Genomic DNA, 19,010 nt, shown 5'->3' with positions numbered 1-19,010 from the left:
CTGGCGCGCTCCTACTTGTTGCGTGCATCGCGCGCGGCCTGGTCCGCCATCTGTGCGTCCAGCTGCTTGCGTAGGGCGACGTCGGTCACCGGCGCATCCGACAGCAGCACGCGCACGCCATGCGCCGGCACCTGCAGCGTCACGCGACCTTGCACCTGCACCTGCTCGCCACTGAAGGCGTCGCGCCAGCTGCCGGGCTGCAGCAAGCGGGACACCGCAATGTCCGCCGCCGCGTCGCCCTTGTTGAGCAAGACCAACGCGGTCTGCGTCATGCCCGCATGCTGGTAGACGCGCAGGAACGCTGCCTGGTTGCCGCGCAACTGCAGATCCACCTGCACGCCGCGCTGCAGGGCCGGGGTATTGCGCCGCAAGGTCGCGATGCGCTGCAGCGGGCCGAAGATCGGGCTCTGCGGTGCGTTGCTGACGCGCTCTTCGCCAAAATAATTGCGATTACCCGCGTGTTCGGCGCGCCCGCGCATGAAGCCGGTTTCCGAGCCGTAATAGATCACCGGAATGCCGCGCGCGGTGAACAACCAATTGTGCGCATCGATGAAGCCGGTATCGCTGGCATCCAGGCGCGCCATGTCGTGGTTGTCGTAGAAGCTCATCAACTCGTACGGGTTGCCATACGGGCCTTTGCGCAGATACAGCGGCGTGGCGAGCTGTTCGAAGCCAGCCTGTTTGTGGCCGAACACGGCGGATAGCTGCTGTTTGAGCGGGAAGTCCAGCACGCTGACGCCGGCGTTGCGCGCCCAGGTGTGGCCGGCGATCTTGGCCGGGTCGTAGTCGAAGGCTTCGCCAAACATGAAAACGCCCGGGCGTTTCTCGCGGATCCGCGCTACGAAGGCATGCCAGAAGCGGTCTGGCATCCAGCCGATGGTGTCGATGCGAAACGCATCGGCACCCTGCTCCATCCACTGCAGGTAGGCGCCGGCTAGATAGTCCAGCACAGCCGGGTTGTCTTCATTGAGGTCCGACAATTCCGCCAGGCCGCCGCTGGTGTTGTAGAACGCGTGCAACGGGTTGTGCGCCGGGTCGAGCTGTGCGGGTGCGAGGTTCTGATGATCGGCAACCAGGCGGCCCTGTGCGTCGTAGAGCTTGCCAAACCCGGGCTGCGCCACCGGCATGCTGTAGGCGGGCGAGCCGTGGTTGCCGACGATATCCAGCACCACCTTCAGGTCATTGGCGTGCATGGCGCGCGTGAACCCGGCGAAATCCAGCCCCGGGCTGGGGAGATGTTCGTCGAGCCTGTAAAAATTGACGCCCCAATAGCCGTGATAACCGGTCTTGCCGTGATCGCTGAGCGTGCTCTCGCAGGTGATGGGCTTGCCACCGGTGAACGCTTCGTCCGGGTTGTCGACGATCGGGGTGATCCACACCGCGCCAAAGCCGAGGCCGCGAATGTAGTCGGCATGATCGACGATGCCCTTGAAGTCGCCGCCGAGGTAACCGATGTTGTCGCCCACGCCACCGTCGCACGGTGTGGGCACATCGAAGCTGCGATGTGCGCCGCCCTGGTCGCGGTGATCGTTGCCCGTGTCGCCGTTGACGAAGCGATCGGTGACCACGAAATACACCGCATCGGCGGCGAACGGTTCCAGGGTGCCGTAGTAATCACCGGGTGCAGGCGCAGCGCAGGCTGCTCCCGACCAAAGCACTATGGCTGCCATCAAGACGCTGCGCATCATTGCCCTCCCTGGGCGCTTGGGACCCGCACCACGCACACACCGGCCACGATCAGGCTCAAGCCGCCGATCGCCAGCGCGTAGATCGGTTGCCCGCCCAGCCACACGCGGAGCACGAAGCCCAGGGCGCTGGCGGCAACCAATTGCGGAATCACGATAAAGAAATTGAAGATGCCCATGTACACGCCCATCTTGGCGGCGGGCACGCTGTCGGACAGCAGTGCATAGGGCAAGGACAGGATCGAGGCCCAGGCAAAACCGACGCCCAGCATCGACAGCAGCAGCCAGTACGGGTCGCGGATGACCAGCATCGACAACAACCCCGCCGCACCCAGCCACAGATTGCACAGGTGGCTCCAGCGCAGCCCGATCGCACGCACCATCAGCGGGATGACGATGGCGGCGAGCGCGGCAAAGCCGTTGTAGGCGCCGAACAACACACCCACCCAGTTCGCCCCGTCGTTGTAGGCGGCCGAGACGGTATCGCGTGCGCCGAAATGCACCTGCGTCACTGCCGCGGTGGTGTAGATCCACATCGCAAACAGCGCAAACCACGAAAAGAACTGCACCCAGGCCAGGCGCCGCATCGTCTGCGGCATGTGGCGCAGATCGTGCATGATCGCCACCAACATGCCGCCACGCGGCAGCACGCGCGCAAATGCCAGCAGCACGCCATAGGCGACGCACAGGCCCGCCAGCACGTACAACATGCGATCGCCGTGCTGCCAGGCGATGGCAGCGGCCAGCAGCAACCCGCCCAGACACCACAGCACACTGGCCTGCAGGCTGGGTTGATCGGTGGCGGCCAGTTGCGCGGCAGCCGGTGCCGGCGCCGGTTCAAACGCCGCCAGCTCGGCCGGGCTGTATTCGCGCGTGCGCAGCACCGTCCAGCTGATCGACAGGAACAACACCGCCGCACCTAGGTAGAACGCGTAGCGCACGCTATCGGGCAGCTCGCCGGCAGGTGCAGTGTTGTCTACGCCCCAGCGCGTCAGCAGCCAGGGCAGAAAGCTCGCCACAATCGCGCCGACGCCAATGAAAAAGCTCTGCATCGCGTAGCCGCTGGGGCGTTGCTCGGCCGGCAGCTGGTCACCGACCAAGGCGCGGAATGGCTCCATCGAAATGTTGATGGACGCGTCCAGTACCCACAGCGTGCCGGCTGCGATCCACAGCACCGGCGCGTTGGGCATCACCAGCAACGCCAGCGTGGTGAACACCGCACCGATCATGAAGTACGGCCGGCGGCGGCCCCAGCCGGTCCAGGTGCGGTCGGAGAGATAGCCGATGATGGGCTGCACGATCAGCCCGGTCAGCGGCGCGGCAATCCACAGCCCGGGCACATCGTCGACCTGCGCGCCCAGCGTCTGGAAGATGCGGCTGGCATTGGCGTTTTGCAGTGCAAAGCCGAACTGGATGCCGAGGAATCCAAAGCACATGTTCCAGATCTGCCAGAAACTCAGCGTTGGCTTGGCCTTCATGGCGCCGCCTCCGCTGAGGCGACCGGCCCGACCAACAAGGCGCTCACCGTGGCCTGATTTCGCACACCATCCTCGCCGCCGCGCCCGCCGTTGTACGCGGCAAAATGCGCAAGTGCGCTCATGTTGAAGCCTTCCTCCAGACGTAGCGTGCAGCGCTGCAGTGCCGGCAGATCGAACACCACGTGCGTGGACACCTGCTCACCCACGCTATGCGGCATCACGATGGTGCGGGTCTGCGGCGGATGGCCCGGGCACTCCAGCCGCAGCCGTTTCACCGCCGCGGTGACGCCGGTATTGATCGGGCCGTTGTCATTGCGATACCGCAGTGCGATGCGGTGACGCCCGGCACGTGCGGGTTGCCACGCCCACTGCGCAGCGCCGGGCAGCGCCTGCATCGGGCCAACGGTGACCGTAGGGCTATGCAGTGACTCCAGACCGTCAGCGCGACGGGTCAGGCTGAGGTCGTGCAGCAGGCCGTCGTCGCTCAGGTCGAACCGTGTGCTGGCCACTACCGCGCGGCCATCCAGATACAGCGTGGTGCCGGCAGGAATGGCAACGCGCAGGCCATCGCCATGCGGTTGAACACGCGGCGCAGGCGGTGTTTCCGGCGCGAATACCTGGGTGGGTCGCGGTGGTGCCTGCATCTGCGCGGCACGGCCAACCAGTTGCACACGTGTGGTCTGCCCTTGGTGTTCGATGTGCCCGGCTACCAGCAGATCGCTGTCAGCATCGCGGCCTTCGGGGCGTACCAACACGTAGCGCCGCGCCCCCTGTTCAAGCACGATCTGGGTACGGTCGCCGAACAACAGTGGCACCAACGAACGCGGCAGCTTGGGCGTCACACTGCCATCGGCGGCAACGCCGAACACGCCTTCCAGTACCGCCGACAGGTACCCAGCCACCGACCACAGCTGCCGTGGCGAATTGACCACCGGGCCGCTGCGTGCTCCCTCTTCCACATGCACGGCGAGCGACTGCATCTCGTAGTTTTCCATGTTGGAACCGGCCAATGCGCTTGCGCGCATCAGCGATTCCAGTTCGAGTGCAATCCGCGGCGCGTTGTCGAGCGTGCGTGCGGCGCGCAGCGCATAGGCACTGACAAACGGCCACACCGCGCGGTTGTGATAGATCGGCTGCATGCGTTCCTGCGGCCACACCACGGGCGTGCCACCGGCCACGGCCGGATAGCGGCGCATCGCCTCACGCGCGCGCTCGGGGGGAAACACATCGGCCAGCACGCCCAGCGACAGCCCCAGCATGTCCACCTTGGCGTAGCGCACCGGGTGCGCCGCGCTGCCGAGGTAGCTGACGTACTGCTGCTGTGTTGCATCCCAGAAACGTGTATCGATGGCCTGCCGTAGTTGCGCGGCCCAGCGCGCATATTCGCGGGCCCGCGCGTCGCCACGCTGCCGCGCCAGCTGCTCGGCCAGGCGCAGGGCCTGGTAATGCAGCACGTTGGTGGACAGCGCGAAGGATTCGGCGATGAAGCGCACATCCTCGCGCGTCCATGCAGGATAGGTCTGCTCGCGCCAGTCCAGGAACGAGGTTTCGCCGCGATATAGACCCAGATCGGCATCGAAGACCGCATCGCGGTCCTGTGCCACGGTGGCTTGCAACGCGGCCCAGACTTCGTCGGCAAACGCGCGATCATCGAGCAAGCCGCGTGCGGCCAGAAACCACACCACGCGGTCGCTGCTGATCGGCCAACTGCCACCGGAGCCGGTGTCCTGCGCAACAAACAGGCCCGGCGTGCGTCCATCGCGCGCCTGCGACAGCTTGAATCGCAGCGAGGTGCGGGTGCGCTCCGGTTCCAGCCGCGCCAGCGCGAGATCGGCGGCAAAGCTCACATCGCGCGTCCACACATACGGCCAGCGCTCGCCGGTTTCAAAGCACGCGCAGGCTACCGGCTTGCCGTGATTGAAAGCGGGATCGCGGATCGCCTCCACGCGGTCGTCGGCCAGCTCCTGTTGCGCCAGCGCGAACAACCCATCGAACAACGGGCTGGCGGTGTCTGTGCGCATCGGTTGTGCGGGAATGCGGCGTTCGCCCTGCGGCCAGCGCAACAAAAAGCCACCATCGTCCAACGCCTGTGCTTGCGCCCGGCGTCCTTGAAACTCCAGTTCATCGGCCGCTACCGGCGAACTTGCGGCGACGCCCAGCGTCGCTGCCATGCAGATCATCTTCAGCATCGAAGCGGCGAGACAGCTTGCGCCGTCGGCCTCCCTCCCTCGTTGCACGCGTTGTGATGCGTGGCAGTGCCTGCCACGGCCGCGGCCCCTCCCAGGTACCGTGGGCAACATGGTAGTGCCGCACTCCACGGTTCCGCACCCCTGCATACGTATTCATGGCCACACGTCGCATGCAGCACAACGCCTGCACGCAACGGCGCGGCATAGTCGGCGCCTGTGCAACGGTGACCTTGGGAGGGGATATGCCGCTGTCTTCACGTCGAGCACGCTCGACATTGGGTGCGGCGTGGATCGCGCGCTTGCTGGTGATCGCCACACTGGGCGGCGCCGCTGCCACTGCCCAGGCCGAGGCTGCGATCGCTGTTGCCTCGCCCGGCAAGATTTTGCAGGTGACCGTGGAAGTGGATGGCGGCACGCCCTACTACCGTGTGCAGCGGCTGGGTGAGCCGGTGGTGGAGCGCTCGCGGCTGGGATTTCAGCTGCGCGATGGGCGCCTGGATCGCGGCCTGCAGGTGCTGTCGCAGGCGCGCAGCAGCCACGATGACACCTGGGAACAACCCTGGGGCGAGACCCGGCTGGTGCGCAATCACTACAACGAATTGCGTGTGAGCCTTGGCGAACGCGAGGGCGCGCAACGGCGCTTCGATGTGATCCTGCGTGTGTACGACGACGGGCTCGGCCTGCGCTATCACTTCCCGGCGCAAGCCGGGCTGCGCGAAGCCATCATCGACGAAGAAGTCACCGAGTTCGCCATTGCGCAGCCTTCCGAGGCATGGTGGATTCCCGCCGGCGAGCCCATCCACTACGAATACCTGTATCAGCGCACGCCACTGAACGAAGTGGCGCTGGCGCACACGCCGCTCACGCTGCGCAGCCGCAACGGGCTGCACGTGGCACTGCACGAAGCCGCGTTGGTGGACTACGCCGGCATGTGGTTGCGCCGCACCGAAGGGCAGCGGCTGCGTGCCCACCTCTCGCCCGCCGCCGAGGGCTGGAAGGTGCGCCGCACCCTGCCCTTCGATACCCCATGGCGCACACTGCAGATCGCTGATCAGGCCACCGGCCTGGTCGAATCCAACCTCATTCTCAACCTCAACGAACCAAACGCCCTGGGCGATGTGAGCTGGGTCAAACCGTCCAAATATGTCGGCGTGTGGTGGTCGATGCATCTCAACCAGCAGACCTGGGCCACCGGCCCGAAACATGCGGCTACCACCGCCACGACCAAACGCTACATCGACTTCGCCGCCGCACACGGCTTTCGCGGTGTGCTGGTGGAAGGCTGGAATCCCGGCTGGGACGGCGAGTGGTTTGGCAATGGCGACAGCTTCGATTTCACCAAAGCAACGCCAGATTTCGACCTACCTGCGCTGAGCCGCTATGCCGCCGGCAAGGGCGTGCATCTGATCGGCCATCATGAAACGGGGTGTGCGGTGGACCATTACGAAGATCAGATTGCCGAGGCGATGGATCTGTATGCCCGTTTCGGCGTGGATTCGGTCAAGACCGGCTATGTCTGCGACGACGGCCAGGTGGAGCGGCGCAATCCGGCCGGTGGCACGCCGTTGCGCGAATGGCACGATGGTCAGTGGATGGCGCGCCATCACCTGCACGTGGTGCACGAGGCAGCCGAGCGCCACCTTGCAGTCAATGCGCACGAACCGATCAAGGACACCGGCCTGCGCCGCACCTATCCCAACTGGATCTCGCGCGAAGGCGCGCGTGGCATGGAATACAACGCCTGGGGCCAGCCACCCAATCCACCCGAACACGAAGTCAACCTGGTGTTCACTCGCCTGCTCGCCGGGCCCATGGATTACACGCCCGGCATCGTCAGCCTCAAAGGCCGCAATGGCCAGGCGATTCCCAGCACGCTGGCACGCCAGCTGGCTTTGTACGTGACGCTCTACAGCCCGATCCAGATGGCGGCCGATCTGCCCGAGCATTATCTGCAGCACCGCGATGCGTTCCGTTTCATTGAGGATGTGGCCGTGGACTGGGACCAGACCCGCGCGTTGAATGGCGAGGTGGGCGACTACGTCACCATTGCGCGCAAGGACCGGCATAGCCACGACTGGTTCCTGGGCGGCATCACCGACGAACATGGCCGCCTGTTGCAGGTGCCGCTGGGGTTTCTGGAACCGGGCGTGCGCTATCGCGCACAGATCTACCGCGATGGCGACGACGCCGACTACGTGCACAACCCGTTCGCCTTTATCCGCGAAGAACGCCAGGTCAGCAGCATCGACACGCTGGAACTGCGGCTGGCACCCGGTGGTGGCCAGGCGATTCGCTTCGTGCCGATGGAGTCAGCACGCTGATGCAGCTGCTGCGCGGGCGTGCCTTGCCTGCGCAGTGCTGCCATCGGTTGCACCAAGTGCCTTGCTGGCCGGCGTTTGCAACCTGCAGCCTTCGCTGCAGCGCAGCGCAAGCACTCGCCACTCGATGACGCATCAGTGGAATCGATTTCAGCAGCGTAATCGCCGTTGAATACGTATGCAGGCCGCGTTTGCATGCAAGCGCGGTGTCTACCATACGTTGCAGTCGCGTAGTGCGTGATCGCCGTCCTGGCGCGCGATGCAGCACATCCAGGCAATTGCCGGATCAAAACATCAAAGAACAACATGTACCTGGGAGGGGAAAATGTTGAACCACAAGCGCACCGCGCTGAGTATCGCCATGGCAGTTGCCATGGCACCGACGTTGGCCGCCGCACAAACGGCAGCCCCGTCAGACGCACCCGCCAGCACCGAGCAGAACGCCGGTGCAGTGACCGTATTGGACAAGGTGCAGGTCACCGGCCTGCGCCGCGCGATCGAAGGCGCTATTTCGGTCAAGCGTGATTCCACCTCGATCGTGGAAGCCATCTCGGCCGAAGACATCGGCCGCCTGCCTGATGTGAGCATTGCTGAATCGCTGGCGCGCCTGCCTGGCCTGGCCGCGCAGCGCGTCGCCGGCCGCGCACAGGTGATCAGCGTCCGTGGCCTGTCGCCGGATTTCTCCACCACCCTGCTCAACGGCCGGGAAGTGGTCAGCACCGGCGACAACCGCAGCGTGGAGTTCGACCAATACCCGTCCGAACTGGTCAGCGGCGTCACCGTGTACAAGACGCCCGATGCCGGCCTGGTTGGCCAGGGCTTGTCGGGTACCGTGGACATGCAGACCGCCCGCCCGCTCAGCTACAACGAGCGCGTGATCGCCATCGGCGGCCGTTACCAGCGCAATTCGCTGGGCAAGGCCGCCAACGTGGACCCGTACGGCAACCGCTTCAACGTCAGCTACATCGACCAGTTCGCCGACCGCACCATCGGCCTGACCATCGGCTACGCGCATACCGACATGCCGATCCAGGAAAACCAGGTCGGCTTGTACGAACCCTGGCAGCAAGTCAATGCCCAGCGGCAGCGCCCGGGCGTCGCAGACGGCGTGTATTTCTCCGACGGCATCAAGGCGTTGCGCCGCACCGGCAACCAGAAGCGCGATGGCGTGATGGCCACCCTGCAGTACCGCCCATCCAACGCCTGGACCAGCACGCTGGATGCCTTCCACACCGAAGCCGAGCAGATCGATACTGCCAATCAGTTCGAGCTCAACCTCAGCAACTACAACGGCGGTTACACGCCGGGCCTGAACATCACCGACGTGCGCGTCAACGACCGCAACACGTTTCTCGGCGGTAACGCCAGCGGCGTGTACCCGCTGGTGCGCGGCATGTACAACAAGCGCGAAGACAAGATCGACGCATTCGGCTGGAACAACGAGATCACCGCGGGCGCGGTCAAGATCGTGGCCGATCTCAACTACTCCAAGGCCACCCGCGACGAACTGAATCTGGAGAACAATCTCCAGCTCGCGCCGATGCCGCAGCTGGACACCGTTGGCGTGGCGGTGAACGGCAATGGCTTCTCGCAACTCAGCCCGGGCCTGAATTATTCCAACCCCGATGCGCTGTTCCTCACCAACACCATCTATGGCTCCGGCTACGGCAAGGTGCCGCGGGTGGAAGACGTGCTCAAGGGTGCGCGCCTGCAGGCCAGCTTCCCGATGCCCGACGCACTGAGCTGGTTCTCCGATCTGGACGTGGGCGTGAACTACGCGCACCGCGAAAAGCAGAAGACCCAGCCCGAAGGCAACATCACGCTCGGCGCGCAAGGCGAAGCCACCGTGGCCGCCGACCTGCAGTACGCCCCGGTCAATCTGGGTTTTGCCGGCATCGGCGCCCTGCCCGCCTGGAACGTGCCGGCCACGGTCTCGCGCTACATGCTGTTCAACCCCAGCGATGACGCATCGTTCCTGGTCTCCAAGGCCTGGACGGTCGAAGAAAAGATCACCACCGCCTGGCTGCGCGCCAACCTGGATACCGAGTGGGGCGTAGTCGGCGTGCGCGGCAATATCGGCGTGCAGCTGCAGAGCGCCGATCAATCCTCGCAGGCCAATTACTGGGATGCCTCGCAGCCTGTCGGCAGCGAAGTGCGGCCTATCGACGACGGCAAGACCTACCGCGACTGGCTGCCCAGCTTGAACCTGGCGTTCCAGTTCCCGTACGAGCAAACCTTGCGCTTCGCATTGGCCAAGCAGGTCGCCCGCCCGCGCGTGGACCAACTGCGTGCATCGCTGGAATTCGGCGTCGACACCTCCACCGGCCGGCCCGGCGCCAGCGGCGGCAACCCGATGCTCGACCCGTGGCGCGCCAACGCGCTGGACATCTCCTACGAGAAGTACTTCGCCGACCGCGCCTATGTAGCGGCCGCCTTCTTCTACAAGGACCTCAAGAGCTACATCTACACCCAGAGCCGCGACAACTATGATTTCTCGGCACTGGTGGCCGGCTACGTGCCGCCGCCGGGCTCTGCACCGGTGCTGACCACCGGCACCTTCAGCGCCCCGTTCAACGGCAAGGGCGGCACCCTGCGCGGCCTGGAACTCACCGCCTCGCTGCCGCTGGACCTGGTGTTCGCCCCGCTGGAAGGCTTCGGCATCCAGGCCAGCGCCACCTTCAACGATAGCGACGTGCAGATCCGCGACCCGGAAAGCGCCTCCAGCGTGGGCGACGGCGCCATCAGCCTGCCCGGCCTCTCCAAGCGCGTGTACAACCTCACCGCCTATTACGAGCACAAGGGCTTCGAGGCACGCGTGAGCCAACGCCGGCGTTCGGACTTCATCGGCGAGATCGGCAACTTCAACGGCAACCGCACACTGCGCTACGTGGTCGGCGAAAACATCACCGACGCGCAGATCAGCTACAACTTTGCCGACACCAGCAGCTTGGCCGGCCTGACCCTGCTACTGCAGGCCAGCAACCTCAGCAACTCGCCGTACCGCACTTACGCCGAAACCAAGGACCGCCCGCTGGAATACATCGAATGGGGCCGCACCTTCGTGCTGGGTGTGAATTACAAGTTCTGAGTGGCTGGCATCACGTGCGTGGGACCAAGCGCCTGAAGCGCCAGCGCGATCTGGGCTGCGTATCGCAGCCCAGATCCGCCGGCCACATTGGAAGACGAACGACACAGTGCAAGCTGCAGCGACCACAAGCCGCAGCAATACAAGCCTCTCTCCCACCGGGAGAGGGGTTGGGGTGAGGGTACGGGACAGCCACTTCGGCACAGATCGCAAAGTAGCGCTAAACGATTGACATTGCTTTTGACGAAACAAGCAACGATCGGACAATCAAACGCGTCACGCCGAAACGGCATTTCTATTTTGCCCCCCGCATAAAAAGAACCGCGGAGATCAACCGGTAAGTCTTTCTTTGAAAGTCTTCGCAACGAAATCAACGTCATGAAATCGTGCAAGCCAACTTGCAGCGCTTACACACCTGCACAATCCAAACACCGAAAATCACTCGGCATGAGACCGGCTTTCATACCGCGCGCCGCACACATGCGCTTGGCACCACGCTCACGAAGGCAGCAAGGTGTTTTTAAGGAAGAACCGTACCGAGTCGCCGCCGCCCATAACACCGCGTGCGAGCAAAGCCAGCTGACGGACTAGCGATTCCTGATGACGCCTGCCACTCAACAATGAGATGGAATGCCACGGCAGCGATTATCAACCGACCTACCAGCGCGCAAGACGATCGGCGTGCAACGAAAACAGAGCGGCATCGCAGAGAATGTCGCCCCGCTTGCAAAACCCTCTCAAGCCTAAGAGCGGCTAACAAAACGTAGCGAGCAGCCGTCAGGTGGGTGCGGACGGCGCGGAGGAACCGGAGTGTACGTGGGTACATGCCGATTCCGAGCACCGGCCGCGCCCGCCTGGCGGCTGCGCAGTAGCTTTGATAGCTACTCCAAGCCGAGAGGTTTCAGCTGCGCTTACTCAGCCACGACCGACAGCAGCAACGACCGCATGCCCGGCCAGCCGTAGGTGTCCGCCATCCATCGCCCCAAGCTCGACACCAGGTACATCGATCTGCTCCCACTCGCCGGCAGGCAAGGCCAGGTCAGCAGGATCGGCGGACAGATTGAACGCCAACAGCACAACCTGGCCGGCGTGTTCGCGCCGGAACATCAGCACAGGCTCCGCCGTGTCGTAGAACGTAATTGTTCCCTCCCGCAGCGCCGGCCTCGTTTTGCGCCAAGCCAGAAACGCACGCACCGCACTCAACACCGACAACGGATCGTCCTGCTGCACACTCACCGCATGGGCGCGATGCGCCTCGCCCAACGGCAGCCACGGCTTGCCGCTGGTGAATCCGGCAGATGGCGCGTCGGTCCACGGCATCGGCGTACGGCAGCCATCCCGGCCCTTGAAGGTCGGCCAGAAGGTAATCCCATACGGATCCTGCAGGTCCTCAAACGCCACCTCTGCCTCGCTGAGCCCGAGCTCTTCGCCCTGATACAAGCAAATCGAGCCACGCAACGAACACAGCAGCGCCACCACCATCCGCGCGAACGCCGGCGTCGCATGCGCCCCACCCCAGCGCGTTACCGCGCGCACCACATCGTGATTGGAAACGGCCCAGCATGGCCAGCCCTCCAACATGGTGGCTTCGAGCCGGCTCACGGTGTCGCGGATGTAGGCAGCGCTGTAATCCTGCACCAGCAGCTCGAAGCTATAGCCCATATGCAAGCGGCCCTTGGCGGTGTATTCGGCGGTGGTGGCCAGCGAATCTTCCGACGAAATCTCACCCAGGCTTACCGCACCCGGGTAGCTGTCCAACAGCCCGCGCAGCCGCTCCAGAAACGGCAAATTTTCCGGCTGCGTGTTGTTGAAGTAGTGGTACTGGTAGGCGTAAGGATTGTCCGCGCTGAAGCCGCGCCCCACCCGCTTGTCTGCCGGCTTGGCCGGGTTATCGCGCAGTTGCGCGTCGTGAAAGCAAAAATTGATCGCATCCAGGCGGAACCCATCCACGCCGCGATCGAGCCAAAAGCGCACGTTATCGAGCGTTGCCTGCTGCACCTCGGCGTTATGGAAATTGAGATCGGGCTGGTCCACCAGAAAGTTGTGCAGGTAGTACTGCTCACGCCGCGGCTCCCACTGCCATGCGACACCACCAAACAACGACAGCCAGTTGTTCGGCGGCGTTCCATCCTCGCGCGCATCGGCCCACACGTACCAATCAGCCTTCGGGTTGCTCCGGTCCTGTCGGCTCTCCTGAAACCACGCATGCGCGATCGAGGTATGGCTCAGCACCTGATCGATCATCACCTTCAGCCCGAGTCCATGCGCCTTCTCGAGTAAGCGATCAAAATCGGCCAACGACCCGAACAACGGATCCACCGCACGATAGTCTGCGATGTCATAGCCGAAATCGGCCATCGGCGACTTGAAAAAAGGCGAAATCCAGATCGCATCCACGCCCAGCCCGGCGATGTAGTCGAGCTTGGCGATGATGCCCGGCAGATCACCGACCCCATCGCCATTGGAATCGAGAAAACTACGTGGATAAATCTGATAGATGACGGCCCCGCGCCACCATGGTGTCTGCGACATATACGCCCCTCCCGGGCCAATGCGGGCACACGAAGGAGCACCCAGCCAAGAGCGTTAGCGTAGCGGCGCAACAGACCCAGAGCATGCTCGTGCATACGTATTCATGAGCAACCGCATGTGTAACCTCCCAAAGGTTTCCACTCAGGCCGCGCAGTTAAACGTAGCGGCGTCGGAGGATCATCGTCCACGGCATCGGGGAACGACACATCCTCTGCACGCTGGGCGAAAAGCGCGCGCAGACCGAGCAACGACTCACTGACTACAACAAACAGATCCCGCAAGACAGCCTGCGCGGGCTAACGCCCGCCGAGTTCGGCGATCAACATCAACCGCAGACCTCTAGTTTTAGCTAGCATTGAATTAAGGGGAGTCGACACAGTAACCCTGGATAAAAATCCAGAGCGTCGGCACCATCAATGACCCCATACCTACCGAGCCGTCGTGCGCCGCAACAACTCCCACTGAAAGATCGCAATCTCATCGCGCAGGTCGCAGGAAGTAGAGCCAAGGCGGACATTCCTGACCGCCTTGGCGATGTACCAGATCGCTGAAGTGCAACGACCAATACGCCCGACTTACATGGACATCGAGCGCGAAGCAGTTTCCTGGGTCTGCACCTGGGTGGCCTGACGCTGGCTTTCCTCGGCCGTTTGCCGGCTGCTGTTTTCCAACGGCTGATTCTGCGCTTGATTGCGATCCACAAAAACCCGCTGCATTGCCGGGTCGGTCATCTCGCCCTGCACTGCGAAGAAGCCGTCGCTGCTCTTGTTGGGCACCACATGGTCGATGCGTTGGAGACCGCTGACCTTGGACTCGAACACGATTTGGCCGGCTGCCTGCTCGAGTTCTTTGCGGTTGGCAAATCCGCCACGTTCACCCAGCGCCTCGAGCTTGCTCACCGCGCCGTTGTACATCGCGTTGTCGGGATGGCGCGGGTCAGACAACAAGGGGCTGGAGGCTGCCTGTGCCGGCGCAGCAGGCGCGGCCGTGTGATCAGGTTGCTTGGGTGCCGCCTGGGTCAACGCCTTGGCCAAAGCGGCCTGTGTCTGCTGACCTGCGACGCCGTCTATCTGCAACCCGTGCTCGCGCTGGAATTGCTCGACCGCATATTTGGTGTTGCCGCCGAAGTCGCCGTCTGCCTGTAGTGGCTTGCCATCGCGGCCGATGGCACCTAGGGAAACTCTGAACAACGCACCACAGATACGCGACACTACCCGCCTCATGTTGAGGAGTGATCCATGCAACTGACGTTCGGTGACGCTGAGGGCCTGGGCAAGCGCAAGCAGACCCGGCGCGAGATCTTTCTGGCCGAGATGGAGCAGGTGGTTCCGTGGCAGCAACTGCTCGGGCTGATCGCGCCGCACTATCCCGTGTCGGGCCGGCCAGGTCGGCAGCCATACGCACTGGCGACGATGTTGCGGATTCATCTGCTGCAGCAGTGGTATGCGCTGAGCGATCCGGCGATGGAAGAAGCGCTGCACGAGATTCCGACCTTGCGGCGCTTTGCCCAGCTCGGTGGCTTGGACAACGTTCCGGACGAGACCACGATTCTCAACTTTCGGCGCCTGCTGGAGACCCATGGCCTTGCCGCGCGGATGCTGGAAGCGGTCAACGCGCATCTGGCACGCAAGGGGCAGAGCCTGCGGTCGGGCACGATCGTCGATGCGACGCTGATCGCTGCACCCAGTTCGACCAAGAATGCCGACCATGCGCGCGACCCTGAGATGCATCAGACCAAGAAAGGTAATCAGTGGTATTTCGGGATGAAGGCGCACATCGGCGTGGATGAATTTTCCGGGCTGGTGCACCACGTCCATTGCACAGCCGCCAATGTCGCCGACGTCACGGTGACGCACGCATTACTGCATGGCAAAGAAGACAGCGTGTTCGGCGACAGCGGCTACACCGGTGCGGACAACCGCGAAGAACTGCAGACCTGCAAGGCTGCATTTTTCATTGCCGCCAGGCGTTCGACGCTGCAAGCCATCGGCAACAAACGCGAGCGTGCTCGGGAACAGCGTTGGGAACACTTCAAGGCCAGCGTGCGCGCGAAGGTGGAGCATCCATTCCGGGTGATCAAGCGCCAATTCGGTTACACCAAGGTCCGCTATCGCGGCCTGGCCAAGAACACCGCGCAGGTGCTGACCTTGTTTGCGCTGTCAAACCTTTGGATGAAGCGAAAGCAGTTACTGCCTGCCATGGGGAGCGTGCGCCTGTAACCCGGGGAATTCCCAAGGAAAGCTCCAGAAATTGCGAAAAATCCGAAGATCCAAACGCGACTCTCCAGAGCGATGCGACATCCCGCACTCTCAGTCCTCATTGTTCAGACCTTCCCTAGGGATGGTCTGATCAACGGCGTCGGAGGATGAGCCTAACCACATCGGCCGGGCTGACGGCGCTCAGATCCTCGATTTTTTGCCGTTTCCGGCGTGTTTGCAGGGTGTTGCCCGGGTTACAGGCACACCGTCCCCACGACAGGCATCAACTGCTTTCGCTTCAGCCACAGGTTCGATAGCGCAAACAGCATCAGCACCTGCGCGGTGTTCTTCGCCAGGCCGCGATAGCGGACCTTGGTGTAACCGAACTGGCGCTTGATCACCCGGAACGGATGCTCCACCTTCGCGCGCACGCTGGCCTTGAAGTGTTCCCAACGCTGTTCCCGAGCACGCTCCCGCTTGTTGCCGATGGCTTGAAGCACCGAACGCTTGGCAGCAATGAAAAATGCAGCCTCGCAGGCCTGCAGTTCTTCGCGCTTGTCCGCACCGGTGTAGCCGCTATCGCCAAACACGCTGTCTTCCTTGCCATGCAGCAACGTGTGCGTCACCGTGACATCGGCGACGTTGGCGGCTGTGCAATGGACGTGGTGCACCAACCCGGAAAATCATCTACGCCGATGTGCGCCTTCATCCCGAAATACCACTGATTGCCCTTCTTGGTCTGATGCATCTCAGGGTCGCGCGCATGGTCAGCATTCTTGGTCGAACTGGGCGCCGCGATCAGCGTCGCATCGACGATCGTGCCCGACCGCAGGCTCTGGCCCTTGCGCGCCAGATGCGCGTTGACCGCTTCCAGCATCCGCGCGGCAAGGCCATGGGTCTCCAACAGGCGGCGAAAGTTGAGAATCGTGGTCTCGTCGGGAATGTCGTCCAAGCCACCGAGCTGGGCAAAGCGCCGCAAGGTCGGAATCTCGTGCAACGCTTCTTCCATCGCCGGATCGCTCAACGCATACCACTGCTGCAGTAGATGAATCCGCAACATCGTCGCCAGTGCGTACGGCTGCCGACCTGGCCGCCCCGATACCGGATAGTGCGGCGCGACCAGCCCGAGCAGTTGCTGCCACGGGACGACCTGCTCCATCTCGGCCAGGAAGATCTCCCGGCGGGTCTGCTTGCGCTTGCCCAAGCCCTCAGCGTCACCGAACGTCAGTTGCATGGATCACTCCCCAACATCAGGCGGGTAGTGTCGCGTATCTGTGGTGCGTTGTTCAGAGCTTCCCTAGCTGGGCAAGCTGGCCTTGCAGCTGTTTCACTTGCTCTCCGCGCTCGCCTTGCTCCAATTTGCCGTCCTGTGCGGCATCGCGTTTGTGCTGTTGGGTTTGTGCAAGCTGCTGGGGAGGCTGAGAATTGATTTGCTTCCATGCCTGCTCAGGCGTTACGCCGCTTTCGATTGCCTGACGATATGACTGCCGCATCGCGTTCAGAGCATTCTCTGTCTCTGCACCGGTAATCGATGCATGATTTGAGCCACCTGGCTTGTCGTAATAGCTTTTCCCAGTATCTGGATCAGCAATACTAGCCCACTCTTGTGCGAGCGCATTCTGCGCACTATTCAACGAAGAGCCAGGCGCATCAGTAATGTAGTTGCGAGCTGCAGACTTCTTGTGAGTGATTAGATAATCTGAAAACACTTGATCTTGGAGCTCGGGGGTGAATTCCTGGGACCGCTCAAGACCTAACTTATTCACCGCATCCTTCATCGTAGAAGGTATGACTTGGTAGCGCCCGACTGCGAAAAGCCGTTCTTGATCACCCCGCGGCAGGGCCTGCGCATCCATGACATCGCCAACAGTCATAGACGAAAATTCTATGGGACCAGTGCTCCCACGAATATGCTCCCGCCCGTCTGCGGCAATATATGTACCTCGATTGTAAGCATTGTAGTTATTTCGCCCAGACTCTCCACGCTGGATTAGATCTGCCAAAGGACTGCTCATATCTAGCACCTCCTGTGAAATTAAATACGCATTAATCAGTTAGCTTTGGCGGACACATCCCACCAAGAAACGAAGAGCCTGGATTTTTCACCCTCCACTAACGTGTCCTGAACTTCCCCATACGTGGAAACCTTAAGTGATTGTTTATGGTCAGCACTCGAAAATTCGGTTATGCAATGCCCATCGCCACTACAAATATTTAGCTCTGGCACCTCGTCACAGATTGCGCACCGCCCTGGATCTTTTGAGCACACACTTTCAAAATCGTCGCCAACAACATTTTTCTTGCATTCAGCGCTCATTACCGGCTTCCAGTTTCCGGCAATAACTTTTTTTCGGAGATCGCCGTAAGGCATACCTTCTTTAAATCCATCTGCGAGCTTATGGATATCAACCGATTCAGGATACGTCGTTGGAGTTGCGCTTGCCTTAGGGGCAGCCCCTAGCTCCAAAGCTTCTCTTTTTGAGCCATCTTCCTGACGCGCAGATTCATCGGTTTTTTTCTGTGAATTTTGCGATTGACCGGTTGACCCTTGCGACTTAGCGTCCTGATCGCATGCTGCTAGCGAAAGGATAGACGCGAACATCAGAAAGGCAAATGTATTTCGCAAAAATTCCATTACTTCACACCCCATCTTTTAATACGATTCAAAGCAATCAAGAAAATCAATATTTTTCGAAGATCGGCTCAGAGCATTCAGAATAAACCGTATTACAGACACCAGAATTACTCTCTTCGCAAACTTTAGTCGCCAACTCAATAGATTTTTGCTTACTAGCGGAAGCCTGAAAAAAACTCTTGCCCTGCGAAGCAACCAGAGCAGCACACTGATTTCGATACACTAATTTCACTTCGCAATCAGTAGCACCACCTGCAGCACATTGGCGAGTAGCTTTATCTCTTGCCTCATTTTCAGACAATTTGCCTACCGTACTTCCAGCTTCACCAGTTGAGCTGGAGTGAGCAATTGCCCCCCAAGTCTTAATCCATTCCCCCGTTGGCTTGGGCGGAGGCGCTGGAATATCGCCCCTAGAAGTACCTGAATCAGGTCCACACTGAGGACTTCCAGGCGCCACGCCATTTGGACAGGCCGTTTGTGCCAGTGAAGCACCAGCAAAGAAAAAACTTAAAAAAATAATTGATTGCGGAAGAGTCATAGAACACTCAGGAATTTGCTGATCATTTTTGCGCTAGACCCCGACTACCGCTACTAGGCTCTTGAGAGGGCGAAGAATCGTTACGCATTACAGTAGTGTTACCACTAGTTGTTTGAGTAGAACCACTTGTAGAATCTTTAGCTGGCGCCCCAGGCTCATAAGGCCGCCCAGCCGCCGGCGAGTGACCTGCCCGATCCAACTGCCCCAGCGCCGAGTACGCAGTGAACTGGCCCAACGTGCCCTGGAAGAAGGCTGCTGCCATTGGTGGTGCCGTGATGATCAGTGTAGTCACCATCAATCCTCCCCCCTCCTTGCTACAGTGCCATGCCGACGCCGCCGCCCATAAGGAATG

At 61.8% G+C, this 19,010-nt stretch carries 11 protein-coding genes, 1 other RNA gene and 3 pseudogenes; 4 read left to right on the top strand and 11 right to left on the bottom strand.

Features of this window, described 5'->3' with window-relative positions:
• Positions 1-11: 11 nt before the first annotated feature.
• From ACCQ09_RS08650 to ACCQ09_RS08640, 3 genes are read right to left on the bottom strand one after another with little or no spacing between them, the layout of a single operon-like run.
• On the bottom strand, positions 12-1,688 hold the full coding sequence (locus ACCQ09_RS08650) for an alpha-amylase family glycosyl hydrolase (RefSeq protein WP_040941099.1): 1,677 nt from the start codon (positions 1,686-1,688) through the stop codon (positions 12-14).
• On the bottom strand, positions 1,685-3,163 hold the full coding sequence (locus tag ACCQ09_RS08645; RefSeq protein ID WP_012438013.1) for an MFS transporter: 1,479 nt from the start codon (positions 3,161-3,163) through the stop codon (positions 1,685-1,687). Before ACCQ09_RS08645 ends, ACCQ09_RS08650 begins: the two co-directional genes overlap by 4 nt.
• Entirely contained in the window at positions 3,160-5,352 is a 2,193-nt protein-coding gene (locus tag ACCQ09_RS08640; RefSeq protein WP_040941098.1) for an MGH1-like glycoside hydrolase domain-containing protein, read from the bottom strand. The genes ACCQ09_RS08645 and ACCQ09_RS08640 overlap by 4 nt, the downstream gene beginning before the upstream one ends.
• Before the next feature lie 242 nt (positions 5,353-5,594).
• On the opposite strand from ACCQ09_RS08640, the gene ACCQ09_RS08635 reads away from it, so the two are divergent.
• Positions 5,595-7,673 carry a glycoside hydrolase family 97 protein gene (locus tag ACCQ09_RS08635; protein WP_228428261.1) on the top strand — a complete coding sequence of 693 codons (2,079 nt, stop codon included), beginning with the start codon at positions 5,595-5,597 and terminating at the stop codon, positions 7,671-7,673.
• 322 nt (positions 7,674-7,995) lie between these two features.
• Positions 7,996-10,758, top strand: a complete 2,763-nt coding sequence (locus ACCQ09_RS08630) for a TonB-dependent receptor (protein ID WP_040941096.1) — start codon at positions 7,996-7,998, stop codon at positions 10,756-10,758.
• Positions 10,759-11,506: 748 nt separating this feature from the next.
• Here the strand turns inward: ACCQ09_RS08630 and ACCQ09_RS08625 are convergent.
• Positions 11,507-11,581, bottom strand: a non-coding RNA gene (locus ACCQ09_RS08625) — sX9 sRNA.
• A gap of 89 nt (positions 11,582-11,670) precedes the next feature.
• A complete protein-coding gene (locus ACCQ09_RS08620) occupies positions 11,671-13,287 on the bottom strand; it encodes an alpha-glucosidase (RefSeq protein ID WP_040941095.1) in 1,617 nt (538 codons plus the stop codon).
• 209 nt (positions 13,288-13,496) lie between these two features.
• Between ACCQ09_RS08620 and ACCQ09_RS08615 the strand changes: the two are divergent.
• A pseudogene (locus ACCQ09_RS08615) lies at positions 13,497-13,640 on the top strand (IS3 family transposase); the annotation flags it as partial.
• A 222-nt stretch (positions 13,641-13,862) separates the two neighbouring features.
• Here the strand turns inward: ACCQ09_RS08615 and ACCQ09_RS08610 are convergent.
• Positions 13,863-14,462 (bottom strand): annotated as a pseudogene (locus tag ACCQ09_RS08610) (XVIPCD domain-containing protein); the annotation flags it as partial.
• Positions 14,463-14,525: 63 nt separating this feature from the next.
• Between ACCQ09_RS08610 and ACCQ09_RS08605 the strand changes: the two are divergent.
• Positions 14,526-15,506, top strand: a complete 981-nt coding sequence (locus ACCQ09_RS08605) for an IS5-like element IS1646 family transposase (RefSeq protein WP_108133906.1) — start codon at positions 14,526-14,528, stop codon at positions 15,504-15,506.
• A gap of 233 nt (positions 15,507-15,739) precedes the next feature.
• On the opposite strand, the gene ACCQ09_RS08600 is transcribed toward ACCQ09_RS08605, so the two are convergent.
• From ACCQ09_RS08600 to ACCQ09_RS08580, 5 genes and pseudogenes are all read right to left on the bottom strand, one after another.
• Positions 15,740-16,719 (bottom strand): IS5 family transposase gene (locus ACCQ09_RS08600; RefSeq protein ID WP_108133905.1). Its coding sequence is split into 2 segments (ribosomal slippage): positions 15,740-16,170 and positions 16,170-16,719, totalling 981 coding nucleotides; the frame shifts between segments, so codons are not numbered across the junction.
• 52 nt (positions 16,720-16,771) lie between these two features.
• Positions 16,772-17,500, bottom strand: a complete 729-nt coding sequence (locus ACCQ09_RS08595) for a lysozyme family protein (RefSeq protein WP_228428438.1) — start codon at positions 17,498-17,500, stop codon at positions 16,772-16,774.
• Positions 17,501-17,535: 35 nt separating this feature from the next.
• Positions 17,536-18,120 carry a hypothetical protein gene (locus tag ACCQ09_RS08590; protein WP_162866372.1) on the bottom strand — a complete coding sequence of 195 codons (585 nt, stop codon included), beginning with the start codon at positions 18,118-18,120 and terminating at the stop codon, positions 17,536-17,538.
• 46 nt (positions 18,121-18,166) lie between these two features.
• Positions 18,167-18,658, bottom strand: coding sequence for a DUF4189 domain-containing protein (locus ACCQ09_RS08585; RefSeq protein ID WP_080640076.1), 492 nt, complete (start codon positions 18,656-18,658; stop codon positions 18,167-18,169).
• Between the two features lie 22 nt (positions 18,659-18,680).
• Positions 18,681-18,971: pseudogene (locus ACCQ09_RS08580) on the bottom strand (type IV secretion system protein); the annotation flags it as partial.
• Positions 18,972-19,010 lie beyond the last annotated feature (39 nt).

Source organism: Xanthomonas sp. NCPPB 2586, assembly GCF_041475775.2.
Lineage (GTDB): Bacteria > Pseudomonadota > Gammaproteobacteria > Xanthomonadales > Xanthomonadaceae > Xanthomonas > Xanthomonas campestris.
The sequence above is the reverse complement of the archived record's forward strand: the minus strand, read 5'-3'. Positions and strand labels throughout refer to the sequence as shown.